Below are 23414 nucleotides of genomic sequence, written 5' to 3' on the forward strand. Positions count from 1 at the left end.
CCGTCCGCGCCTGCGACGGATGTGATCCCGGCGGAAGACGCGGCACCTGTCTACGGACCGTCGAGCGCGGCGGGCAGGGCGGGCGGTGCCTGCATCGCCGGGATCGTCGGCCGGATCGCCGACGCGTTGCGCCGAGCGGAGGACGACCTCGGCAGGCTCGACGCCTTTGCCGGCGACGGCGATCATGGCCAGGGCATGCGGCGCGGCGCGCAGGCGGCCTTCGAGGCGGCGACGGCCGCCGCTGCGGCCGGGGCGGGGTCGGCGAGCGTGCTCGCGGCCGCCGGCGACGCCTGGGCCGATCGCGCCGGCGGCACGTCGGGCGCGCTCTGGGGCCTGCTGCTGCGCGCCTGGAGTGGCGCCCTGCGGGACGATGCCGCCATCGATGCGGCGGCCGCAGTCCGGGGGGCACGGCTTGCGCTGTCGGCCGTGACCCGTCTCGGCGGCGCCCGTCTCGGCGACAAGACGCTGGTGGATGCCTTCGCGCCCTTCGTCGAAACGCTGTAGAACGCTTTTTCCGCCGGCAAGCCGCTCGCGGCCGCCTGGGCCGAGGCCGCCCGCGCCGCGCAGGCGGCGGCGGAGGCGACGGCAGCGCTCAGCCCGAAGCTCGGCCGCGCCCGGCCGCTTGCGGCACGCAGCATCGGCCATCCGGATGCCGGTGCGGTCTCGCTTGCGATGGTTGCGCGCGTGGTGGGCGAAAGCCTTCCGAATCCCGCATGACGCATAAAATTGCACCAGACCCGTTCACGAAGAGGAAGGCGGTCGTCGCTAGTGTTGCGGCACTGTCACCGGCTGGGGATCGAAGCGATGAGCCTTTCACTGACATCCGTCCTGAAGACTGCCGTCGAGGGCATGCGGCTCCAGTCGAGCCGGCTTGCCGCTGTCGCCCGCGACGTCGCCGGTCCGGCCGGGACGTCCGCCGTGGAGAATGCCGATCCGCTGCAGGCGCTGACGACGATGCTCGACGCCGAAACAGGCTTCAAGGCAAACGCCGCGGCCTTCGAGACCGGCGCTGATCTTTGGGACGTCCTGCTTTCCGTCAAGCGCGACTGACAGCCGTCGCCGGCTCCCTTGCCCGGCTTGGCCACCATCCGTCGATGATGCCCGTCCCCGTCCGCGCGGCTTTCATCGTGTCGATGCAAGCGTGGCGCAGCAGAAGGCGAGGAGGTTCACGGCGGCGTTGACGACGTGCGAATACTCCCATTGCCTGCGCAGGTTCTGCCAGTTGTCAGGCTGCACGGTCCAGTTCTCGGTCGCCGCGTTCGCCGGCTGCGTGACGAGCAGGAAAATGATCAGATTGAGAACGATCAGGGCTGCCGCGACAATGGACAGCACCAGCGAAACCCTGTCGCCGCGCAGGACGAACGCATTGCCGAGATTGGCGAGAAACGCCAGCGGCAACAGCAGGCCGACCAGCCACCAGCCGCTGTAGATCTGCTGGACGACGACGTACTCTGCCTTCGGCAGCCCGATCTTGTTCAGGAACTCGAAGGCGTGCGCCGCCGGTGCGACCAGCGAAAGCCCCGTGAGTATGACGGCGACGAATTTCATCCGGACTGAATGGACGGGCCGCTGAAATGGTTCCGGACGGAATGAGCCGGGCGGGCGAAGCCGGCGCGCCTGCGTCTCCCGAATAGCCTCAGTTCATCTGCGGGCTTGCCATCGGCGGCGCGGCAAAGCCGCTGACGCCGACGCATTGCACGGTGAGCACCGTGCATTCGGTCGAATGCTCGGCGCAATAGGTCAGCGCGCGCTGGCGGGCAGCCGGTTCCGAATTGCCCCAACTCGCGCCCCAGGCGCCGTCCGGGGCCGTGGCGAGCGCGCCGCAGGCATTCTGGAAATAGTTGGTCACCTGGCAGTCGTCGGCCTGGGCCCTGCAGATTTCGAGCGCCGCCGTCTCCGCTTCGGCCTGCGACGGTTTCGGGCCGGAAAAGGCGTGAAGGTGCTTGTTCTGCGAAAAGGCGAAAGCCCCGACGAGGTCTTCGGCCGCGCCCGGCGTCGCAAGGCTCATCACGAGGAATGTCGCCGCGAAAGGCGCGTGATGCCAATGGCGCATGATCGATCGTCTCCCTGCCTGTCCGGTCCGGATACTGCTCGGCTTTCCGGCGCGGCGCAACTGCCGGCACGGCCGCTGCCTCGGCCATTTGCGGAGGTTCTTGCGGGCGCCCCATGCCGGCTTTTCGGAACAAAGACCGGCCGGCCCCGTTTCTGAAACTCTGTCGTCCGTGCGCGTCGCAGCACCGATCGTCGACAGGAGCAGAGGGCAGGAGGCCCGTATGCCAATTCGCATCGTCATGATCGCAGTGCTCTGTCTGATCGTCGGCTCGGTTCTCAGCATCCTGGTGGTGCAGCGTTTCGAGCCCGGCGCCGAATCGGCCCCGTCCGCCGATCGCCTCACCTCGACGCCGCGTCAGATGACGCAGGGCGCGTTGCAGTAGGGCCCGACGCCGTACCGGGCACGCCCGAAATTTTTGTCACGCGACGGAACCAGCGGCATTCTCGCACGTTGTTCGTCGGTTGTGTGGGAGGCAGTCCATGAAACACGTGGCCGAACCGCCGGATGTCGAGGCGAAGAAGGTGCGGGAGGTGTGGAGCGTCCGGGATTTCGCCCGGCGCCACCGGCTCGAGAAGATCGAGGAGGAGCGGCTCCGAAAGCTCTTCGGAGAATTCGCGACAAAACACGAGCTCCTCGTCAACTGCCGCCGCCAGCCGCTGTTCCGCTGAGGTCCGGGAAAATTTGGTGCCTGACTTGAACGTCAGCATACGGGCCGGTGCCTGGCAAAGTTTGCCCGGGCCGCGCTGAAAGAACATGGACGCGTGGCATCAGACACCGCAATTCCACAAGCGGCGGGTTGTCGCCGCAGCAAGATGCTGCACTTATCGGGAGGCGGATCGGGCGGGGTGCCCGGTGAAATGGTGCCGCTTACGTGACTCGAACACGTGACCCCGTCATTACGAATGACGTGCTCTACCGACTGAGCTAAAGCGGCCCGGTTGGTCCCGAACAGGGGCGGGACCGAAGGTGAGGGGCTGATAACCGCAAAACGGATCGATTTCAAGCCGTCTTGTCGGACTTCGCGCGATTTTCCGCAGGCGCCCGGCTCAGGCGCGGCAGAGGCGGTTGCGCGCTGCGTCGTATTCCGCCGCGAGCCGGCCGACCAGCACCCCGGTCGGCACCACATCCTTCACCGCGCCGATTCCCTGGCCGCAGCCCCAGATGTCCTTCCAGGCCTTGGCGCCGGTCGTCGCCGTCTCGAAGTCCATCTTCGTCGGGTCCGCGACCGGCAGGTCGTCCGGGTCGAGGCCCGCCGCGCGGATAGAGCCCTTCAGGTAGTTGCCGTGCACGCCGGTGAACGAGCTCGAATAGACGATGTCGGCGGCGGTGCTGTCGACGATCATCTGCTTGTAGGCGTCGGCGGCGCGTGCCTCGGTCGTGGCGATGAAGGGCGAGCCGATATAGGCGAGGTCCGCGCCCATCGCCTGCGCGGCGAGGATGGCGCTGCCGGTGGCGATCGCGCCGGAAAGCAGCAGCGGTCCGTCGAACCATTCGCGAATCTCCTGGACGAGCGCGAAAGGCGAAAGCGTGCCGGCGTGGCCGCCCGCGCCGGCCGCCACCGCGATCAGCCCGTCGGCCCCCTTGCGGATCGCCGAGCTGGCGTGGCGGTTGTTGATGACGTCGTGCAGCACGATGCCGCCGTAGGAATGGATCGCGGCGTTCACCTCCGGCACGGCGCCGAGCGAGGAAATGACGATCGGCACGCGGTATTTGACGCACATGGCGAGATCGTGCTCGAGCCGCCGGTTCGACCTGTGCACGATCTGGTTCACCGCGAAGGGTGCCGCCGGCCGGTCCGGATGGGTGGCGTCGTGCGCTGCGAGTGCCTCGGTGATTTCCGCGAGCCATTCGTCGAGCTGCGCTTCGGGACGGGCGTTGAGCGCCGGGAAGGCGCCGACGACCCCGGCCTTGCACTGGGCGATCGTCAGCTGCGGATGCGATATGATGAAGAGCGGTGCCGCAATCGCCGGCAGTCGCAGCGTGTCGCGGAGAACGGAAGGAAGGACCATGTCGAAGCCGATTTCTTTTGACGTTTACGGAAACGTCAAAATCCTAGCATCTTGCTTCGCTCTTGCCTAGGTCGCGCAGGGGGTAACGGCCAGGAAGCTGTGCGCCGGCGGGCCACAGGGGCGGTCGGGCTTGCGCAAAATTCCGCCAAACGTTACGCACGTCTTAACCGGGAGCGGAAACGGGGACGGTTTCCACAGGATTCCGGTGCCGGACGCAAGGGGCGCGGTGCCGTAGAGGAGCCTATGTGAGCGGATTGGAAGAGGCGATCAAGAACGCGCTGGCGCGGTCGGAGCGGCAGAACCCGGAGACGCGCGCACGGATTTACCAGTCGGCGCGCAACGCGCTGGAGGCGGGTCTGAAGAAGCAGGACATCCGCGACCCCGACGTGGTGGCGGCGCAGCGGCATCGCCTGGAGGAAATCATCCACCATATCGAGGCCGAGGAACGGCGCGCGGCGCAGCCGCGACCGGCGGCGATGGAGCGCGCCGAACCCCGCCTCGAAACGCCGACGCAGGAGGGCGCCCGCCGCCCCGCTGCCGTGCCGGTCGTCGACGTGTCGCCGGACGCCGGCCGGCGGGAGCCTGCGCCCGCGCATGCGGCCGACGACGCGGTCATGGGCGACCTCCGTCCGCAGCGCGCCGACCGTTTCGGCGCGGCATCCCAGCCGGCGGTCGCGACACAGTCGGACACGGCGCGCGCCGCGTCCGACGCCAGTGCCGATTTCCGGCCGGAACGGGCTGCCAAGCCCCGCCGGCGCCGCGGACGGCTCTTCTCGCTCTTCCTGGTGGCGGCGACGCTCGTCGCGGCGGCCGGTTCCGCCTATTGGTGGGTGGAGAGCAGCGGCCTGCTCCTGTCGCCCGCCGAACGAGACGGCAGCGTGCCCAATCCGCCGGATACGCTGGCCGGGGAGGATTTCGCCGGCGAAGATCCGCTTCTGAAGGCGCTCGAGACGCAGAGCCGCTTCTCGTCGGACTGGAAGGAGATTTTCGCGCCGCAGGACGCGGCGGACCTCAGCGCCGGCACCGGCGCCGTCGCGGAGCCGGTCACCACGAACGAAGGCGCGGCTGTCCGGGTGACGTCGCGCACCGCGGACCGGAACGGCGCCGTCGCGATTGCGGTCCCGCCGGAGGTGCTGGAGGCAATGGCCGGCAAGTCCTCGACGATCGCGCTGACGATGCAGGCGACGGATGGCAAGCCCGTCCAGGTGGCGGTGGAATGCGACTTCGGTTCGCTCGGAACCTGCGGCCGCCACCGCTTCACCGTGTCCGACCGGACGGACCTTCTCTTCGAGGTCGACTTCGACCGCTCGCTGGTGCCGAACGCTGCCGGAAAGCTCTACGTCGTCGCGGATGTCGGCGGCGGCGGCGCGAGCGTCAATCTCTTCGGCGCGCGAATCCTGCCCGGTCAGTGATGGCCGGCGGCGACGGGCAAGGGCTCAGTCTATGCCGAGGAATTTCGGCCCTTCGCCGATGATCCTCGCGTCCCTCTCGCCGATCGCAATCTTGTCCTTGCCGGCATAGTCCAGCGTGGACAGGATATGGCGGATGAGGTTCAGCCGCGCGCGGCGCTTGTCGTTGGAGCGCAGGATGGTCCACGGCGCCTTCTGCGTATGCGTCGCCTTCAGCATGCGGTTGCGCTTTTCCGTATAGTCGTCCCACCTGTTGAGCGCGGCGATGTCCATGGGCGACAGCTTCCAGATCTTCAGCGGATCGTGCCGTCGGTCGTGAAAGCGCTTGATCTGCATTTCGCGGCCGATGTCGAGCCAGAACTTGAAGAAGTGGATGCCCTCGGTGATCACCATCTTCTCGAAATGCGGCGTCTCGTTCAGGAAATCCTCGTATTGCTCCGGCGTGCAGAAGCCCATCACCGGCTCGACACCGGCCCGGTTGTACCAGGACCGATCGAACATCACGAATTCGCCGGCCGTCGGGAAATTGGTGACGTAGCGTTGATAGTACCATTGGCCCCGCTCCGTCTCCGTCGGCTTGCTGAGCGCGACGACGCGCGCGGAACGCGGGTTGAGATAGGCCCGGGTGGCGAAGATGGAGCCGCCCTTGCCGGCCGCGTCACGGCCCTCGAAGACGGCGATCACCCGATGCCCGGTTTCCTGCAGCCAGAACTGCGCCTTGACGAGTTCGACCTGCAGCTTTTCCAGCGTGTCCTCGTATTCGTCCTTGTCGAACTTCTCCTCGTAGGGATAACCGCCGGAGGAGAGGGCCTTGTCGTCCACCCAGTCCGGCAGCTTCGGATCGTCCACGTCGAAGGTCCGCACCTTGCCGCCGATCGTCAGGTCGACGGCCGCGTTTTCGATCAGTTTCGACATCTCTCGCTCTCCAGGCAGCGCTCCGGTGGGGGAGCAGGCCATAATCGCATTGCGAATTCAAGCGCATCGTGAAAAACATGTCATGAAACCGCGGTAGCACTAGACGATTGAAGCGTCGTGTTAGGAGCGTGGCAATGGTGATGAAGGAGGAGTTCACGGTGCTGGAGCGCGAGACCAGGCTCGGCTGGTTCCTCCTCCAGGTCTGGCGCGAACGCGTGCTTGCCTCGGCTGCCGTCTTCGTCGGCTTCGTCATGTGGGCCGGCGGGTTCGATCTCGCCTGGGTGCTCTTTTCGATCGCGCTGATCGTCCTCGCCGGGCTGGCGCGGCCCCTGCTGCGGGCCGATGGAGAGGCAAGGGCCGCGGCGGTCCCGGTATCCGCCGTCGCCACCGCCGCCGCGGTCGCCAGGGCCGATGACAGGCTTCGCCCGAGCCAGGCGCTGCTGGATGCCCTCGACATGCCGGTGCTGCTCGTCAGCGCGCATGAAGCCGTGCGGCTGCAGAACCGCGCGGCCGACGCGCTGTTCGGACCGATCCCGCGCAATCCGGACCTTTCGGGGCGCATCCGCGCGCCCGCGATTCTCGACGTCGCCCGTGAGGCGATCGCGCGCGGCGAGGTGCGCGAGGTGGAGCACTCCGAGCGGCTGCCGTCCGAGACCGTCTATATCGTGAGGGTTGCGCCGGTGCGCATGGACCTGGATGGCGAGGCCGGCACCTATTTCCTCATCTCCTTCCGCGATGTCTCGCAGGCGCGTCGGATAGACCGGATGCGCTCCGATTTCGTGGCCAATGCGAGCCACGAGCTGCGCACGCCGCTCGCCTCGCTGAGGGGGTTCATCGAGACCCTGCAGGGACCTGCCCGCAACGACGTGAAGGCGCATCAGAAGTTTCTCGGCATCATGCATGAGCAGGCGACCCGGATGAGTCGGCTGGTCGACGACCTTTTGTCCCTGTCGCGGCTGGAATTGAAGTCGCATATCGCGCCGGACCAGACGATAGACCTCCGTCCGCTGCTCGGCCATGTGCGCGACAGCCTGCAACCCTTCGCCGAAGAGCTCGGCGTCGAATTGCATGTCGAGGCAGGCTCCGGACCGGTGGAGGTCATCGGCGATCGGGACGAGTTGATCGAGGTTTTCGAGAACCTCATCGAGAACGCCTGCAAATACGGCCAGGATGGCAAGCGTGTGGAGATCGCGCTGACGCCTGCCGAGGGCGACAGGCCGGCGGAAGTCAGCGTGCGCGATTATGGCCCGGGCATCCCCTCCGAGCATGTTCCCCGGCTGACGGAGCGGTTTTACCGGGTGAATGTCGAGGCGAGCCGGTCACGGAAGGGCACGGGTCTGGGCCTTGCGATCGTCAAGCACATCCTCACCCGCCACCGTGCGCGCCTGATCGTGAAGTCGGAATTGGGCAAGGGCGCGGTGTTCACCGTCAGATTCTGACATAAACCGTCGCACAAGGCGGTAGGATTTTTTAAATTCCATTTATTTTCAATAGGATGACCTGTCATAAATGTTTCGTCAAACTGACATAAAAGCAATGGCGATCGGGGTCTAGAGAAGGGCGGCCGATCAACGGCAAGCGAGCGCCCGAAGGTCGGCGCACCCACACAAGCCCATATCGGGAGAACCCAGATGAAGTCTCTTAAGCTCATTGTCGCAGCACTCGTTGCGTCGGCTGCATTCACAGGCGTCGCGGTTGCGCGCGACCAGATCCAGATCGCCGGTTCCTCGACCGTACTTCCCTACGCCTCGATCGTGGCAGAAGCCTTCGGCGAGAACACTGAATTCGCGACTCCGGTCGTTGAGTCCGGTGGTTCGGGTGCCGGCCGCAAGAAGCTCTGCGAGGGCGTTGGCGAGAACACCATCGACATCGCGAACTCCTCTTCGCGCATCAAGCAGTCGGACATCGACAACTGCGCCGCCAACGGCGTGAAGGACATCCAGGAAGTCCGCATCGGCTACGACGGCATCGTCTTCGCTTCGGACATCAACGGCCCGGAATACGCCTTCACCCCGGCTGACTGGCATTCCGCCCTGGCTGCCAAGGTTGTCAAGGACGGCCAGCTCGTCGACAACCCGTACAAGAAGTGGAATGAAATCCGCGCCGATCTGCCGGATCAGCAGATTCTCGCCTTCATCCCGGGCACCAAGCACGGTACCCGCGAAGTCTTCGACGAGAAGGTTCTCGTTGCCGGCTGCGAAGAGAACGGCACCGCTGAAGCGATCAAGGCTGCCGGCGGCGAAGAGAAGGAATGCATGGCGCTCCGCACGGACGGCGTTTCCGTCGACATCGACGGCGACTACACCGAGACGCTGGCCCGCGTCGACGCCAACAAGAACGGCATCGGCGTCTTCGGCCTGTCCTTCTACCAGAACAACACGGACAAGCTGCACGTCGCCACCATGGGCGGGATCGTTCCGTCCGTCGAGACGATCGCTTCCGGCGAGTATCCGGTTTCCCGTCCGCTGTTCTTCTACGTGAAGAACGCCCACCTGGACGTCGTTCCCGGCCTGCAGGAATATGTCGAGTTCTTCGTTTCCGACGAGATGGCCGGCCCGGATGGCCCGCTGGCTGCCTACGGCCTGGTCTCCGACCCGGAGCTGGCCAAGACGCAGGAAGCCGTCAAGGCCCGCACGCCGATGGGCGCCCTGAACTAAGTCCTGGACGCAGACCTGGCGGCGCAATCATTGCGCCGCCAGTTTTCAATTTCCTCCAAGGGATCTGGACAAGATGAGTGTGGGCATCATTATCCTTGCCGTGGCGGTGCTGGCGGTACTCGGCTATGTTCTGGGCAGGCGCCGAGCCCTGTCTCTTGCCGCAAGCAGCGGCGAAAAGCTGCATTCTCTCCCCGGCTACTACGGCTACACGGTTGCTCTGTTCACCGCCGTGCCGGCCCTTGTCGTCCTGGTCTGCTGGCTGTTCCTGCAGCCGATGGCGATCGAGAGCCGCGTGAGCGGCATGATCCCGGACAGTGTCATCCCCGAAGGCGGCGCGCGCAGTCTGGTGATGGCCGACGTCCGCCGCATCGCCAATGGGCTCGATGCGGTCCTTGTGCAGGGTGGCATCAGCGAGGACGAACTCGGCCAGATGCGTTCGGACTTCTCCAACGTCCGCAGCCGCCTTGCCTCGGTCGGCGTCGCGCTCGGCAGCGACGTGCCGCCGCAGGTCTTCGAGGCCGCCAAGACCTTTCGCCAGTCCGCCAAGACCGGCAACCTGCTGATGACGATCGTGGTCCTTGGCCTGGCCGTTTGTTTTGCCCCTTGGGCCTATCGCCGCATCCAGCCGGGCATGCGGGCGCGCAACATGACGGAAAGCTTCGTCAAGGCGCTGCTCCTCGGTTCGTCGCTGGTCGCCATCCTGACCACGGTGGGGATCGTCGGGTCGCTCGTCGTCGAGACCGTTCTTTTCTTCAAGATGTATCCCGCGCAGGACTTCTTCTTCTCCACGGTCTGGAACCCGCAGTTCCGCGGCGGCTCCGACCTCGGCATCCTGCCGCTGCTCTGGGGCACCTTCTACGTCTCGCTCATATCGTTGATCGTTGCCGTCCCGCTCGGCCTGATGATCGCGATCTACCTCTCGGAATATGCCGGCGCGACGACGCGTGGCATCGTCAAGCCGGCCATCGAAGTCCTCGCGGGCATTCCGACGATCGTTTACGGGCTGTTCGCCCTCATCACCGTCGGCCCGTTCCTGCGCGACTGGCTTGCCCAGCCCCTCGGGCTCGGCAATTCGTCCTCGTCGGTCCTGACCGCCGGCCTCGTGATGGGCATCATGATCATTCCGTTCGTCAGTTCCCTGTCGGACGATATCATCAATGCCGTGCCCCAGGCGCTGCGTGACGGATCCTATGGACTTGGCGCGACGCATTCGGAGACCATCAGGCAGGTCGTTCTGCCGGCCGCGCTGCCGGGCATCGTCGGCGCCGTGCTGCTGGCTGCCAGCCGCGCGATCGGCGAGACGATGATCGTGGTTCTCGGTGCCGGCGCATCGGCGAAGCTCGATATCAATCCCTTCGAGGCGATGACGACGGTCACCGTCAAGATCGTCAGCCAGTTGACGGGCGACACGGAATTCGCCAGCCCCGAAACGCTTGTCGCTTTCGCGCTCGGCCTGACCCTGTTCGTCATAACGCTTGGGCTTAACGTGCTGGCCCTCTACATCGTCCGCAAGTACCGGGAGCAGTACGAATGACCGACGTTACCGTATTCGGCAATTCCACGACGGGTGCCCACGGGAAATCGATCCTGGCGGTCGACGCCCGGACCCGTCGCCGCAATGCCGCGGAGGCCCGCTTCCGCATGATGGGCAAAATCGCGGTTGCCATCGGCATCATAGCCCTCATCGGCCTGCTGGCGTCGATCCTGTCGAACGGCGTGTCGTCCTTCCAGCAGACCTATGTCGCGCTGAACGTTCATCTGGATCCGGCGAGGCTCGACAAGGCCGGCAACCGCAATCCGGACGACATCGCAAAGGTCTCGACCTTCGGTTATGTGCCGCTTATCGAGAAGGCGCTCGCCGACGCCATGGCGGAAAAAGGCATCACCGTCGACGGCATGAACGCCAAGGCCGCGGCCGAGTTGATCTCCAAGGAGGCTCCCGCCGACCTGCGCCGCTACGTGCTTGCCGATCCGTCGAAAATCGGCGAGACCGTGCCGTTCAGCCTGCTGGCGACCGGCCGCATTGACGGCTACTACAAGGGCCGCGTGACGATGGCGAGCGCGGAACTCGACCGCAATACCTCGCCCGAGCAGTTGATGCTGGCGGACAAGCTGAAGGATGCCGGTCTGCTGACGACGCGCTTCAACTGGTCGTTCTTCACCGCACCGGACGCTTCCGATACGCGACCGGAGGCCGCCGGCCTCGGCATCGCCATCATCGGGTCGGTCTATATGATGCTCATCGTGTTCGTCCTGTCCCTGCCGCTCGGTGTGGCCGCGTCGATCTACCTTGAGGAATTCGCGCCGCAGAACCGCTTCACAGACCTTATCGAGGTCAACATCGCGAACCTCGCCGCCGTTCCCTCCATCGTCTTCGGCATTCTCGGTCTCGCCGTCCTGATCAACTTTGTCGGCCTGCCGCAGTCCGCGCCGATCGTCGGCGGTCTGGTGCTGACGCTCATGACGCTGCCCACCATCATCATCGCGACGCGTGCGGCGCTGAAGGCCGTGCCGCCGTCCATACGCGACGCCGCGCTCGGGGTCGGCGCCTCCAAGATGCAGTCCATCTTCCATCACGTTCTGCCGCTCGCCATGCCCGGCATCCTCACCGGCACGATCATCGGCCTCGCCCGCGCGCTCGGCGAGACGGCACCGCTGCTGCTGATCGGGATGGTGGCCTTCGTCCGCGAATATCCGGCCGGTCCGCCGGACGGTTTCTTCCAGCCGGCGTCGGCATTGCCGGTCCAGGTCTATAACTGGACTCAGCGCGGCGACCCTGCTTTCGTCGAGCGGGCCTCCGGCGCCATCATCGCGCTGCTGGTCTTCCTGATCGCCATGAACCTGATCGCCATCATTCTTCGCCGCCGCTTCGAGCGCCGTTGGTAAAAAGGAGCGCAATGATGAACAATATGTCCAGTATGACAACGACGACGACGCCGACGACGAAGGTTGCCGCAATGACTCAATCCAAGGTTTCCGCACGCGACGTGCAGGTCTATTATGGCGACAAGCACGCCATCAAGGATGTCAATATCGAGATCCGCCCGCGCTCCGTCACGGCCTTCATCGGCCCGTCGGGCTGCGGCAAGTCGACCTTCCTGCGCTGCATCAACCGCATGAACGATACGATTGCGAGCTGCCGTGTCGAGGGCAACATCACCATCGACAGCGAGAACATCTACGATCCCAAGGTGGACCCGGTGCAGTTGCGCGCCAAGGTCGGCATGGTGTTCCAGAAGCCAAACCCGTTCCCGAAGTCGATCTACGAAAACGTCGCCTACGGTCCGCGCATCCATGGCCTGGCGCACAAGAAGTCGGAACTCGACGACATCGTGATGTCGGCCCTTCAGAAGGCCGGCCTGTGGAACGAAGTCAAGGACCGCCTGGATTCGCCGGGCACGGGCCTCTCCGGCGGCCAGCAGCAGCGCCTCTGCATCGCCCGCGCCGTCGCCGTCAGCCCGGAAGTCATCCTGATGGACGAGCCCTGTTCGGCGCTGGACCCGATCGCGACCGCCAAGGTCGAGGAACTGATCCACGAACTTCGCGAGAATTTCACCATCGTCATCGTGACGCACTCGATGCAGCAGGCGGCCCGCGTATCGCAACGCACCGCCATGTTCCACCTCGGTTACCTGGTCGAGGAGGACGATACGGACAAGATGTTCACCAACCCGGATGACCAGCGTACGCAGGACTACATCATGGGCCGCTTCGGCTGAGTCCCGGAACCGCCTGCGCCCCCCCAATCCGTGTGCCTTTGAGGACGACACCAATGTCATCGACCCATATTGTCTCGATCTATGACGAGGAACTGAAATACCTGACGCGTCGCATCTCCGAAATGGGCGGCACGGCGGAGCAGATGGTGGCGGACGCCGTCCGCGCCCTGGTGAACACCGACGCGGCGCTCGCCCAGAAGGTCATTTCGGAAGATGTGATCCTCGACCAGGCCGAGCGCCAGATCAACGAGAAGGCGATCGTGACCATCGCAAAGCGCCAGCCGGTCGCCGCCGACCTGCGCGAGATCATGGGCGTCATCCGCATCGCGGCGGAGCTGGAGCGCGTCGGCGATCTCGGCAAGAACACCGCCAAGCGCGTGATCGCCGTGCAGAGCTCGGGTATTCCCCGCACGCTGGCCCGCGGCCTCGAGCATCTGGCCGAGCTCGCGCTGACGCAGCTCAAGGAAGTGCTCGACGTCTTTGCGACGCGCTCGCCGGAGAAGGCGACGGCGATCCGCGAGCGCGACGACGAGATCGACGCGATCTACACCTCGCTCTTCCGGGAACTCCTGACCTACATGATGGAGGATCCGCGCAACATCACCCCCTGCACCCATCTCCTGTTCTGCGCCAAGAACATCGAGCGCATCGGCGACCATGCGACGAACATCGCCGAGACGATCTTCTACATGGCGACCGGCGAGCAGCCGGAGGGCGAGCGCCCGAAGGACGACAACACCACGTCCGTCGGTGCGCTCGGCGAGCAGGCTCTGTAGAGCACACGGCGCACCAGGCATGATCCCCCCGGGTCGTGATCGATCCGGGGCCGGAAAATTGAGCGGCCCTGAGGCGACGGAGCGTTCCGCGGATCGAAGGAAACGGAATCGGTCTGGAGCAATTCCGGTGGAAATGCGCGATGATTGGCGCCCGGACGTGCCTCTAAACGAAGAGATGGAGCGTTTCTGCCGCTTGAACGGAGGCGGACGGGCTCTAGGAGACGGTCGAGATGATCCCGAAGATTGCTGTGGTCGAAGACGAAGAGGCGCTGAGCGTGCTGCTGCGCTACAATCTCGAGGCGGAAGGCTTCGAGGTGGACACGATCCTGCGCGGCGACGAGGCGGAAATCCGCCTCCAGGAACGCCAGCCCGACCTTCTCATCCTCGACTGGATGCTGCCGGGCGTTTCCGGCATCGAACTGTGCCGGCGGCTGCGCCAGCGTCCTGAGACCGAGCGCCTGCCGATCATCATGCTGACGGCGCGCGGCGAGGAAAGCGAGCGGGTGCGCGGGCTTGCAACCGGCGCCGACGATTACGTGGTGAAGCCGTTCTCGACGCCGGAACTGATGGCACGCGTCAAGGCGATGCTGCGCCGGGCGCGCCCGGAGGTCGTCTCGACGGTGCTGCGCTGCGGCGACATCGAACTCGACCGCGAGACGCACCGCGTCCATCGCCGCACCCGCGAGGTCCGGCTCGGGCCGACGGAATTCCGCCTGCTCGAATTCCTCATGGTCTCGCCGGGCCGCGTCTTCTCCCGGTCGCAGCTTCTCGACGGTGTCTGGGGCCATGACATCTATGTCGACGAACGCACCGTCGACGTCCATGTCGGGAGGCTGCGCAAGGCGCTCAATTTCGCCAACATGCAGGACGTGATCCGCACCGTGCGCGGCGCCGGCTATTCGCTGGAATCCTGACGGTCGTCAGTCTTGCCGTCAAAAGAAAACGGGCCCCGACGGGGCCCGTTTTTCGTTGAAGGATCGGCCGGATGCCTCAGCGCATCCGCCGCCGCTCCGCCGAGGGCTGGTAGGCCAGCCGCTGGTGGTAGTTGCAGTAAGGCGAGTTGTCCGGCGCCTCGTTGCCGCAGAAGTGGAAGTCGTCCTTCAGCGGGTCGCCGTTCGGCCACTTGCAGGTCCGCTCGGTGAGCTGCGTCAGCTCCAGCCGGCGCGACATCGGCACGACGACATTGCTGTCGGCGCGGGTCTGCTGCTCGGGCAGGAAATCGACATCGATCTCCTCCTGCAGGAGGGTCGCGCCTGCCGGCCGTGCCACGGTCCGGGTCGCGACGCGCGCCGGGTAGTTGGCCGGCCGCGCCGTCGTCACGGGCCGCTTCGGGCGTGCCGGCGACGGCACGCCGCCGGATTTCGCCCGTCCCGGCAGGTTGAGGCGGTGGACCTTGCCGATCACCGCGTTCCGGCTGACACCGCCGAGTTGTGCCGCGATCTGGCTCGCGCTCAGGCCCTCGGCCCACAATTTCTTGAGCTTCTCGACGCGCTCGTCCGTCCAATTCATGCTCTTGTCTCCGTTTCGGCGTTCGCGGAATCCCTCGCCGCTGTCCCGGACGGGTCCGGGACATATGAACGCGTAACACTGGTGGTGACTAGTTCCGCCGCATGCAGCCTAGCAATTGGCTGTTAACCTACTGACAGGGTGACTCTGTGACAAGAGTCGGCGGATTCCGCGCGAATCGATTTTCGGGTTTTCCCCAACTTGCTGCCCCGGTGTGACTCGGTTGCGACACTTGCGGACCGTCGCGTGAATCCTCACGTAGCGGCAGGTTCAGGGTCCTTTCATCGCGGCGTTTGTTGACATCGAAGCCTGAAATGCCGATAGTGCCGCCGCCGCCCCCGGGCGGCTTTTGATTTTCCGGCCCTCCGAAAAGTCAAGACCCCGATGATCATATCCGCAGTCCCGTCCGGAGTTTGCGCCATGGCCGAAGCCACGCCGCTGTATGACACCTATTCCCGCGCGCCCCTGCGGTTCGAGCGCGGCGAGGGAGTCTGGCTGATCGCCGAGGACGGCACGCGCTACCTCGATTTTGCGGCCGGCGTTGCCGTCAATTCGCTCGGCCATGCCCATCCGCATCTGGTCGAGGCGCTGAAGGCCCAGGCGGAGAAGGTCTGGCACCTGTCGAACCTTTATGAGGTGCCCGGCCAGGAGCGCCTCGGCCGGCGGCTGACGGAGGCGACCTTCGCGGACAAGGTGTTCTTCACCAATTCGGGTGCCGAGGCGCTGGAATGCGCCATAAAGACCGCACGGCGCTATCACTTCGCCAAGGGGCACCCGAACAAGTTCCATATCATCACCTTCGAGGGTGCCTTCCACGGCCGCACGCTGGCGACGATCGCCGCCGGCGGGCAGGAGAAATATCTCGAAGGCTTCGGCCCGAAGGCGCCCGGCTTTTACCAGGTGCCCTTCGGCGACCTTTCCGCCGTCAAGGACGCGATCACCGACGAGACCGCGGCGATCCTGATCGAACCCGTGCAGGGGGAGGGCGGCATCCGCACGGTTCCGAACGATTTCCTGCGGGCGCTCAGGGCGCTCTGCGACGAATACGGCCTGCTCCTGGTGCTCGACGAGGTGCAGAGCGGCGTCGGACGCACCGGCAAGCTGTTCGCGCACGAGTGGGCGGGCATCACGCCGGACATCATGGCCGTCGCCAAAGGCATCGGCGGCGGTTTTCCGCTCGGCGCTTGCCTCGCCACCTCGGAAGCGGCGTCCGGCATGGTCGCCGGCACGCACGGGTCCACCTACGGCGGCAACCCGCTTGCGATGGCCGTCGGCAATGCCGTGCTCGACGTCGTGCTTGCGGATGGTTTCCTGCAGCATGTACAGGACGTGGCGCTCGTCTTCCGGCAGGGGCTCGCCTCCCTCAAGGACCGCTTCCCGGACGTGATCGACGACATTCGCGGCGAGGGCCTGATGCTCGGCATCAAGGCAAGGGGGCCGGTCGCCGGCCTGTTGGCGGCCGTCAGGGCGCAGAACCTTCTCGCCGTGCCGGCGGGAGACAACGTGCTGCGCCTGCTGCCACCGCTGGTGACGACGGCCGACGAGGCGCGTGAAGGTCTCCGGCGCATCGAGCAGGCGGCGGAGACATGCACGGTGAAGGTTGCCTGAGGGGTTCAGGCGGGGCATACGGGACGCATTCATGAGCAATACCAGACACTTTCTCGATCTTTCCGCGATGAGCGCGGGAGATCTGCGGTCGATCATCGATGATGCGCAGATGCGCAAGACGGCCACCAAGGCCGGCACGGCGGACAAGCCGCTTGCCGGCAAGATGCTTGCTATGATCTTCGAGAAACCCTCGACCCGCACCCGCGTTTCCTTCGATGTCGGCATGCGCCAGCTCGGCGGCGAGACGCTGTTTCTCTCCGGCACCGAAATGCAGCTCGGCCGCGCCGAGACGATCGGCGACACGGCGAAGGTCCTGTCGCGTTATGTCGATGCGATCATGATCCGCACGACCGACCATTCCCGCCTGCAGGAGCTGGCGGAACACGCCACGGTGCCGGTCATCAACGGTCTGACGGACCTGACCCATCCCTGCCAGATCATGGCCGACATCATGACCTTCGAGGAGCATCGTGGGCCGGTGAGGGGACGCACCATCGCCTGGACCGGGGACGGCAACAACGTGCTGCATTCCTTCGTGGAGGGCGCGGCGCGCTTCGGCTACCGCATGAACATGGCGGTGCCGCTCGGCTCCGAGCCCGACGACCGCATCCTGAACTGGGCGCGCGACAATGGTGGCGACATCATGCTCTGCCATGATGCCGACCAGGCGGTTGCCGGCGTGGACTGCGTCGTGACGGATACCTGGGTCTCGATGAACCAGGAGCACCGTGCTCGCGGCCACAATGTCTTCCAGCCCTTCCAGGTGAACGGCGCGCTGATGGCGAAGGCCGGAAAGGACGCCCTCTTCATGCATTGCCTGCCCGCCCATCGCGGGGAAGAGGTGACGGACGAGGTCATCGACGGCGAACAATCCGTCGTTTTCGACGAGGCGGAAAACCGGCTGCACGCGCAGAAATCGATCCTCGCCTGGTGCCTCGGGGCGCTCTGAGCACCCGTCCTCTGCCGCCATTGAAATTGTCGGCGCGGCACACGATCTACGGGGCTTAACGGACGCGCCGCGGCGCGTTCATCTGGTGCTTGCCGTCCTGGTGTGGAATCATCTCCCCATGACCGGCACAGAATCACGACAGGAAACATGAGCGACGGCGCGGCGGCGCGGGATGCACCGGGCCCGCGCGATGCGTGCAAGGAGTAGAACGATGGCGCAGACCGCCCCCAGACTCGGCCAGCTCGATTTCGCGGGAGACGATCATGTCGTGCCCTTCCAGGTGGAGGGCCTCGATGTGCGCGGCCGCGCGGTCCAGCTCGGCCCGATGCTCGACGGCATTCTCGGACGGCACGACTATCCGGCACCCGTCGCGCGCCTGCTCGCCGAGGCGATCGTCCTGACGGTGCTTCTCGGCACGTCGCTGAAGTTCGAGGGCAAGCTCATCGTTCAGACGAAGGGTGACGGCCCGGTCGACCTGCTCGTTGCCGATTTCGCGAGCCCGGAGAACGTGCGCGCCTATGCCCGCTTCGACGAGGAAGCGCTCGCCGCCGCCGTCAAGGCGGGCGCCGCCCAGCCGCACGAACTGCTCGGCAAGGGTGTTCTTGCCTTCACCATCGACCAGGGCCAGCACATGCAGCGCTACCAGGGCATCGTCGAGCTGAACGGCGCCACCCTGGAGGAGATCGCCGGGGTCTATTTCCGGCAGTCGGAGCAGATCCCGACCAAGGTCCGCCTGGCGGTCGCCGAGTTCTGGGATCGCGACGGCGAGGGCAGGCCCCGCCATCACTGGCGGGCCGGCGGCATGGTCGCCCAGTTCCTGCCCGAGGCGCCGGAGCGCATGCGCCAGCCGGACCTGCCGGGCGGCGACGGCGAGGAGGTGGGCCACAAGATCGCCGACGACGACCACTGGGCCGAAGCCAAGACCATGCTGGAAACGATCGACGGCGGCGAGCTCACCGATCCGGAGGTCGGCAGCGAACGGCTGCTCTATCGCCTCTTCCATGAGCGCGGCGTGCGCGTCTATCCGCCGCAGCAGGTCCTCGACCGCTGCTCCTGCTCGAGGGAGAAGCTGAAGTCGGTTCTCTCCGGCCTGTCGCGGGAGGAGATCGAGCACAGCACGGAGGACGACGGCGAAATCGCGGCGACCTGCGAATTCTGCTCGACGACCTACCGCTTCGAGGCATCCGAAGTCCTGCCGCCGGCCTGAGCCCTGCCATCGCCGCCGGCCGTGCCCGTCAGTTCAGCACCCGCACCTGGCCGGGCGTATCGAGCGAGAGGGCGAAGCCGGCGTGCAATTGCTGCTTTTCGTGCGATCGGCATCGCTGTAACAGTTTTGCCTGTGCGCTGGTGTTGGCGCCTCACTGCTGCGCTCCACATACGTTGTTGGGAGGCGTTGCTAAGTTTTGCGCCTTGTTGTAGCCAACACAGGCCGATGGGCTCGGCAATTTAAACTCCAGATTTGCATAGCGCCCACGAATTTGGGGATACCCCTACAACGGTCATGAGGCTCCAATGACGACGTCCAGTCAGTACAGGGATATGCTCTCCGAGATGCATCGCAACCAGCCCGGTTGGGGGAAAAGCGCGACAGTGCCCGAAATGGCAAAGTGGTGTATTTCGAAGTATAAGGTGGAGTCCTTGGTCGATTTTGGGTGTGGCAAAGGCCTGGTCACGCAGGAATTGAAGCGCCAGTTTCCTGACGTTGATGTTGTCGGCTATGATCCTGCTGTTGCAGAGAGTTCTCTTCCGAATAATACAGACATGATATTCAGCAAAGATGTTCTCGAGCATATCGAGCCAAATTTGCTTGAGTATGTCCTGACAGATTTATATAAACGAACAAACAAGGTGCAGTATCATTTAATTGCGTGTCATAAGGCGTTGCATTTTCTTCCGGATGGCCGAAATGCTCATTTGATTATTGAAACACCAGATTGGTGGCAGAGGCTGTTCCGCAGCCTTGGCTTTCGAATTGTTCGTGAAGAAGTCGTTGGCGATATTAAAAAGCCTCGAGGCAGGGAAACAATAGCGACCACAAAATATCACTGTGCCATCGATTTTTCCTGAAATAGCAATCTCATTGCTTCGAGATGGGGATGAGATTTTGTTTCCAGCTCGGCTTGAACACGGTAGGATCTTAGATGGTGAAACAATTCGGCGGTGAGTAGCGATGACGACGCTATCGAAAAAACATCCACGCTATTGTCGTCAAATGGCAGGTAAATCTCGAGGGGAAGGCTGTCGTTTAATACCGTAAAATTCGCCTGAGATGTTATATTCGGAGCGGTGATTGAATTTTGGCGAGGATGGGGTTTCCATACAACTTGGTCGTAGTCGCCTTCGAGCAGGATGGTTTCCAGAAGATTTTCGTAAATGTTTGTCTCTGTCTCTGCGTCTATGACGCCGGTGCGTGAAAGAGAGGTGCCGGCAACGACGGCAATCTTGCTGGATTCCTCGAAGATTGTACGCAGACATCTTATTCCGAGAGCGGATCTAATCTGGGACAGAGTCGCCCTGTAACGTTTTTCATCGTACCCAATTGTCGATATTTGTTCGTAGCCTCTCAAGTAAAAAGGAAGGCCAATCTGATGACTCTTGGAAAGAGGAAGAATCGCAATGTCGGGAATATACTTTGCTTTCGCATTTAAATAGGAGTTTTTGTCACATTTTATTCTTGAAAATGGTGGGTAGTATGTGGCTATGCCGTTCTCTATGAGTATAAGATTATTCCATTCTATTTTAGATAAAATTGAATTTTCATTACTGCCAAACAAATGTGTGGTTGCGATATTGGAAAATTTACTTCCATATTCAGTAATAAAATGACCGATTGATGATTTATTTTCAAAGTTTATAAAATAGATTTTCTCTTTCCCGGAAATTTTTCCGCACATTTCAATCATCGATTGGCTTATATTTCTTTCCGTGCCGATAATCGCGATTATCCATCGGTCTATGGGTAAATTCAGTTCCGGTAGAGCCGACAGCAAATTAAAGAGATCGGCCGGACCGGTGATGAACGCGACGGAATCTGTCATTGGAAGCCTCGAAAAATTAAAATTTCCTATTTTTAAAATCACGATACGGAACTCATGGAATTCCTCATGTTACTCTATGGATAGTCACTGAAATTTATCAGTGCCGTAGAACCTTTCGTCACAATTGTTCTTGCTGATCTGCGAAGCATTACCGCTGCGACCATTTGCATGCGGCGAAGCCGTTCCTCAGCCTTGGGCAATCGTAGCACACCAAGCAAGAAAAGGACTCCCTGTAAGCCAGCCTTCTCGCCGGCCCATTGATATGTGATGTTTCGGCAGGATTGAAGATATGTTCGAGGCAAAGTCGAGATGTCACTTTTTTGAGGCACTGCACACCCGTCAGTTCAGCACCCGCACCTGGCCGGGCGCGTCGAGCGAGAAGGCGGGGATGGCGACGTTGAAGCTTTCGCCTTCCTCCGTCTCCATGCGGTAGTGGCCGAACATCATGCCGGAGGGCGTGTCGAGCGGGCAGCCGGACGAATATTCGTAGGTGTCGCCGGGTCCGAGCACCGGCTGTTCGCCGACGACGCCCGGACCGTTGACCTCATCCACCTGGCCGTTCTGGTCGGTGATGTGCCAGTATCGCGTCACGAGCCGCACGACGTCGTCCGAATGGTTGGAAATGACGATCCTGTAGCCCCAGACGTAGCGGCTGTCGTCGGGATCGGACTGGTCTTCCAGATAATAGGGTTCGACCACGACTTCGATATTGCGGGTCAGGGCTCGATACATGCATAGGCCTTGGGTTAACGTGTGGGTGCTATTCTACAGGACTCTTCTCAGGTCAAGAACCGACAAACTGCGTAGAAAGATCCGGGCATGGTCAATATTGGGGGCATTCTGCGGCCGGTGCGCCGGATGAAGGCGTGCAGTCGGATGCGCGATGCTTGACGGTCTGGTGCGCAGGGCGATCGATCCGCTGCTCGACAGGACCGGCCGCCGGCTGGCAGCCGGCGGCATCGGCGCCGATGCCGTGACGCTTGCCGGCCTGGCGCTCGGTCTTGGCGCGGCCGGGCTGGTCGCGGCCGGCCACAGCCTTGCCGCTCTCGGCCTTCTGCTGGCGAGCCGGCTTTGCGACGGGCTCGATGGCGCCGTGGCGCGCCACAGCCGGAGGACCGATTTCGGCGGCTTTCTCGACATCGTGCTGGATTTCGCCTTCTACGGCGCCGTTCCGTTCGGTTTCGTGCTGGCGGACCCCGCCGGAAATGCCGTGCCCGGCGCTTTCCTCATTCTTTCCTTCTATGTCAATGGCGCAAGTTTCCTCGCCTATTCGATCATGGCCGAGAAGCGGGGCCTGGCGACGCAGGCCCGTGGCGCGAAGTCGCTCTATTTCACCACCGGCCTTGCCGAGGCGACGGAAACGCTGGCGGTCTTCGTGGCGGCGTGCCTCGTCCCGGCGGCCTTCCCGTGGCTTGCCTGGGGCTTTGCCGCCGTCTGCTTCTATACCGCGCTGTCGCGCATCCTGCTGGCGCGCCGGATGTTCCGCGACGATGCCGGATAGACGAAAGCCGCCCGCGGCGGGCGGCTTCGCAAGGTCCAAGGCATGTCGCGCAAACCTGCGACGCGCCGTTCAGGCCTTGACGGCGGCGAGCGCCCTGGCGAAGTCGGCGATCAGGTCGTCGCCGTCCTCGATGCCGGCCGAAAACCGAACGGTGCCGGGCGAGATGCCGAGTTCGGCGCGCGCCTCGTCGGTCAGGTTCTTGTGCGTCGTCGTCGCCGGATGGGTGATGAGGCTCTTGGCGTCGCCGAGATTGTTCGAGATCTTGACGATGTCGAGCGCGTTCTGCAGCGCGAAGGCCGCCTCCTTGCCGCCCTTCAGTTCGAAGCAGACGAGCGTCGAGCCGCCCGTCATCTGCTTGGCGATGATGTCGGCCTGCGGATGGTCCTTGCGGCCCGGATAGATCACCTGGGCGACCTGCGTCTGCTCGGCGAGGAAGTCGGCGATGCGTGCCGCGTTCTCCGTCTGCTGTTTGACGCGCAGCGGCAGCGTTTCGATGCCCTTCAGCAGCGTCCAGGCGTTGAACGGCGACATGGCGGGGCCGGTGTGGCGGAAGTAGTCGTGCAGGTTCTCGTCGATCCACGCCTTGTCGGACAGCACGACGCCGCCGAGGCAGCGCCCCTGGCCGTCGATGTGTTTCGTCGCCGAATAGACGACGACATGCGCACCGAGTTCGAGCGGCTTCTGGAAGAGCGGCGTGGCGAAGACGTTGTCGACGACGACCTTGGCGCCGATCTGGTTGGCGAGCTTCGCGACCCCGGCGATGTCGACCACTTCCAGCGTCGGGTTGGTCGGGCTCTCGAGGAAGAACACCCTGGTGGTCTTCCGGATCGCCTTTTCCCAGTTGGAAAGGTCGCGGCCGTCGATCAGCGTGCAGTCGATGCCGTATTTCGGCGCCAGCGTTTCCACCACCCAGCGGCACGAGCCGAACAGCGCGCGGGCCGCGACGATGTGGTCGCCGGCCTTCAGTTGGCAGAGGATCGCGGCGGTGACGGCCGCCATGCCCGATGCCGTGGCGCGCGCATCCTCGGCGCCCTCCAGCAGGCACATGCGCTTCTCGAACATGTCGTTGGTCGGGCTGCCGTAGCGGGCATAGATGAAGCCCTCCGTCTCGCCCTTGAAGCGGGCCTCGGCGGCTTCCGACGTGTCGTAGACGAAGCCCTGCGTCAGAAAGATCGCTTCCGAGGTCTCCGCGTGTTGCGACCGGGTGGTGCCGCCGTGCACGAGTTGGGTTGCCGGGCGCCAGGACTTGCTCATAGGGTCATCGCCTTCCAAAA

The 23414-nt window shown here is 63.9% G+C and carries 24 protein-coding genes, 1 tRNA gene and 1 pseudogene; 17 read left to right on the forward strand and 9 right to left on the reverse strand.

Annotated features, from left to right (window positions below):
* Both LXM94_RS18445 and LXM94_RS18450 read left to right on the forward strand, forming a co-directional pair.
* Positions 1 to 717 (forward strand): annotated as a pseudogene (locus LXM94_RS18445) (DAK2 domain-containing protein); the annotation flags it as partial.
* Between the two features lie 87 nt (positions 718 to 804).
* Entirely contained in the window at positions 805 to 1050 is a 246-nt protein-coding gene (locus LXM94_RS18450) for a hypothetical protein (RefSeq protein ID WP_235772932.1), read from the forward strand.
* Positions 1051 to 1122: 72 nt separating this feature from the next.
* Here the strand turns inward: LXM94_RS18450 and LXM94_RS18455 are convergent, their stop codons facing one another.
* Positions 1123 to 1548, reverse strand: a complete 426-nt coding sequence (locus LXM94_RS18455; protein WP_235772933.1) for a DUF1772 domain-containing protein — start codon at positions 1546 to 1548, stop codon at positions 1123 to 1125.
* A gap of 88 nt (positions 1549 to 1636) precedes the next feature.
* The gene (locus LXM94_RS18460; RefSeq protein WP_235772934.1) at positions 1637 to 2053 is read right to left on the reverse strand and encodes a DUF4189 domain-containing protein; all 417 of its coding nucleotides are present in this window, start codon (positions 2051 to 2053) and stop codon (positions 1637 to 1639) included.
* Between the two features lie 220 nt (positions 2054 to 2273).
* Here LXM94_RS18460 and LXM94_RS18465 point away from each other — a divergent pair, with 220 nt between their 5' ends.
* On the forward strand, positions 2274 to 2435 hold the full coding sequence (locus tag LXM94_RS18465; RefSeq protein WP_235772935.1) for a hypothetical protein: 162 nt from the start codon (positions 2274 to 2276) through the stop codon (positions 2433 to 2435).
* Between the two features lie 97 nt (positions 2436 to 2532).
* The gene (locus LXM94_RS18470) at positions 2533 to 2721 is read left to right on the forward strand and encodes a hypothetical protein (protein ID WP_235772936.1); all 189 of its coding nucleotides are present in this window, start codon (positions 2533 to 2535) and stop codon (positions 2719 to 2721) included.
* A 190-nt stretch (positions 2722 to 2911) separates the two neighbouring features.
* Here the strand turns inward: LXM94_RS18470 and LXM94_RS18475 are convergent.
* Positions 2912 to 2987, reverse strand: a tRNA-Thr gene (locus LXM94_RS18475).
* A 112-nt stretch (positions 2988 to 3099) separates the two neighbouring features.
* Positions 3100 to 4062, reverse strand: a complete 963-nt coding sequence (locus tag LXM94_RS18480) for an NAD(P)H-dependent flavin oxidoreductase (RefSeq protein ID WP_235772937.1) — start codon at positions 4060 to 4062, stop codon at positions 3100 to 3102.
* A gap of 245 nt (positions 4063 to 4307) precedes the next feature.
* On the opposite strand from LXM94_RS18480, the gene LXM94_RS18485 reads away from it, so the two are divergent.
* Positions 4308 to 5474, forward strand: coding sequence for a biotin transporter BioY (locus tag LXM94_RS18485; RefSeq protein ID WP_235772938.1), 1167 nt, complete (start codon positions 4308 to 4310; stop codon positions 5472 to 5474).
* A gap of 24 nt (positions 5475 to 5498) precedes the next feature.
* Here LXM94_RS18485 and ppk2 read toward each other — a convergent pair whose 3' ends face one another.
* A complete protein-coding gene (gene ppk2, locus LXM94_RS18490) occupies positions 5499 to 6386 on the reverse strand; it encodes a polyphosphate kinase 2 (protein ID WP_235772939.1) in 888 nt (295 codons plus the stop codon).
* 140 nt (positions 6387 to 6526) lie between these two features.
* On the opposite strand from ppk2, the gene phoR reads away from it, so the two are divergent.
* From phoR to phoB, 7 genes are all read left to right on the forward strand, one after another.
* Complete coding sequence (phoR, locus tag LXM94_RS18495; RefSeq protein ID WP_408015666.1) at positions 6527 to 7825, forward strand: phosphate regulon sensor histidine kinase PhoR; 1299 nt, start codon at positions 6527 to 6529, stop codon at positions 7823 to 7825.
* A 192-nt stretch (positions 7826 to 8017) separates the two neighbouring features.
* Positions 8018 to 9043 (forward strand): substrate-binding domain-containing protein, encoded by a 1026-nt coding sequence (locus LXM94_RS18500; protein WP_235772941.1) that lies wholly within the window; start codon positions 8018 to 8020, stop codon positions 9041 to 9043.
* 73 nt (positions 9044 to 9116) lie between these two features.
* Positions 9117 to 10577, forward strand: coding sequence for a phosphate ABC transporter permease subunit PstC (gene pstC / locus LXM94_RS18505; protein WP_235772942.1), 1461 nt, complete (start codon positions 9117 to 9119; stop codon positions 10575 to 10577).
* The gene (gene pstA / locus LXM94_RS18510; protein WP_268965170.1) at positions 10574 to 11929 is read left to right on the forward strand and encodes a phosphate ABC transporter permease PstA; all 1356 of its coding nucleotides are present in this window, start codon (positions 10574 to 10576) and stop codon (positions 11927 to 11929) included. The genes pstC and pstA overlap by 4 nt, the downstream gene beginning before the upstream one ends.
* Before the next feature lie 71 nt (positions 11930 to 12000).
* A complete protein-coding gene (pstB, locus tag LXM94_RS18515) occupies positions 12001 to 12762 on the forward strand; it encodes a phosphate ABC transporter ATP-binding protein PstB (protein ID WP_235772961.1) in 762 nt (253 codons plus the stop codon).
* Positions 12763 to 12815: 53 nt separating this feature from the next.
* A complete protein-coding gene (phoU, locus tag LXM94_RS18520) occupies positions 12816 to 13538 on the forward strand; it encodes a phosphate signaling complex protein PhoU (RefSeq protein WP_235772943.1) in 723 nt (240 codons plus the stop codon).
* Between the two features lie 230 nt (positions 13539 to 13768).
* A complete protein-coding gene (gene phoB / locus LXM94_RS18525) occupies positions 13769 to 14452 on the forward strand; it encodes a phosphate regulon transcriptional regulator PhoB (RefSeq protein WP_235772944.1) in 684 nt (227 codons plus the stop codon).
* A 76-nt stretch (positions 14453 to 14528) separates the two neighbouring features.
* On the opposite strand, the gene LXM94_RS18530 is transcribed toward phoB, so the two are convergent.
* Positions 14529 to 15047 (reverse strand): GcrA family cell cycle regulator, encoded by a 519-nt coding sequence (locus tag LXM94_RS18530; RefSeq protein WP_235772945.1) that lies wholly within the window; start codon positions 15045 to 15047, stop codon positions 14529 to 14531.
* Between the two features lie 417 nt (positions 15048 to 15464).
* Here LXM94_RS18530 and LXM94_RS18535 point away from each other — a divergent pair, with 417 nt between their 5' ends.
* The 4 genes from LXM94_RS18535 to LXM94_RS18550 all read left to right on the forward strand — a co-directional run bounded on the left by LXM94_RS18535 (position 15465) and on the right by LXM94_RS18550 (position 19668).
* A complete protein-coding gene (locus tag LXM94_RS18535; protein WP_235772946.1) occupies positions 15465 to 16652 on the forward strand; it encodes an aspartate aminotransferase family protein in 1188 nt (395 codons plus the stop codon).
* A 31-nt stretch (positions 16653 to 16683) separates the two neighbouring features.
* Positions 16684 to 17601: an ornithine carbamoyltransferase gene (gene argF, locus LXM94_RS18540; protein WP_235772947.1), complete on the forward strand. Its 918-nt coding sequence runs from the start codon at positions 16684 to 16686 to the stop codon at positions 17599 to 17601.
* 211 nt (positions 17602 to 17812) lie between these two features.
* Entirely contained in the window at positions 17813 to 18808 is a 996-nt protein-coding gene (locus LXM94_RS18545; RefSeq protein ID WP_235772948.1) for an Hsp33 family molecular chaperone, read from the forward strand.
* A gap of 305 nt (positions 18809 to 19113) precedes the next feature.
* Positions 19114 to 19668, forward strand: coding sequence for a class I SAM-dependent methyltransferase (locus tag LXM94_RS18550; RefSeq protein ID WP_235772949.1), 555 nt, complete (start codon positions 19114 to 19116; stop codon positions 19666 to 19668).
* Here the strand turns inward: LXM94_RS18550 and LXM94_RS18555 are convergent.
* Both LXM94_RS18555 and apaG read right to left on the reverse strand, forming a co-directional pair.
* Entirely contained in the window at positions 19644 to 20639 is a 996-nt protein-coding gene (locus LXM94_RS18555) for an alpha-2,8-polysialyltransferase family protein (protein WP_235772950.1), read from the reverse strand. The two genes, LXM94_RS18550 and LXM94_RS18555, sit on opposite strands and share 25 nt — an antisense overlap.
* A 339-nt stretch (positions 20640 to 20978) precedes the next feature.
* Positions 20979 to 21371 carry a Co2+/Mg2+ efflux protein ApaG gene (gene apaG, locus LXM94_RS18560; RefSeq protein ID WP_235772951.1) on the reverse strand — a complete coding sequence of 131 codons (393 nt, stop codon included), beginning with the start codon at positions 21369 to 21371 and terminating at the stop codon, positions 20979 to 20981.
* Positions 21372 to 21522: 151 nt separating this feature from the next.
* On the opposite strand from apaG, the gene LXM94_RS18565 reads away from it, so the two are divergent.
* Positions 21523 to 22140: a CDP-alcohol phosphatidyltransferase family protein gene (locus LXM94_RS18565; RefSeq protein ID WP_235772952.1), complete on the forward strand. Its 618-nt coding sequence runs from the start codon at positions 21523 to 21525 to the stop codon at positions 22138 to 22140.
* Positions 22141 to 22209: 69 nt separating this feature from the next.
* On the opposite strand, the gene LXM94_RS18570 is transcribed toward LXM94_RS18565, so the two are convergent.
* Complete coding sequence (locus LXM94_RS18570) at positions 22210 to 23394, reverse strand: O-succinylhomoserine sulfhydrylase (RefSeq protein ID WP_235772953.1); 1185 nt, start codon at positions 23392 to 23394, stop codon at positions 22210 to 22212.
* Between the last annotated feature and the right edge of the window lie 20 nt (positions 23395 to 23414).

The organism is Rhizobium alarense, from assembly GCF_021555155.1.
Classification (GTDB): domain Bacteria; phylum Pseudomonadota; class Alphaproteobacteria; order Rhizobiales; family Rhizobiaceae; genus Rhizobium_D; species Rhizobium_D alarense.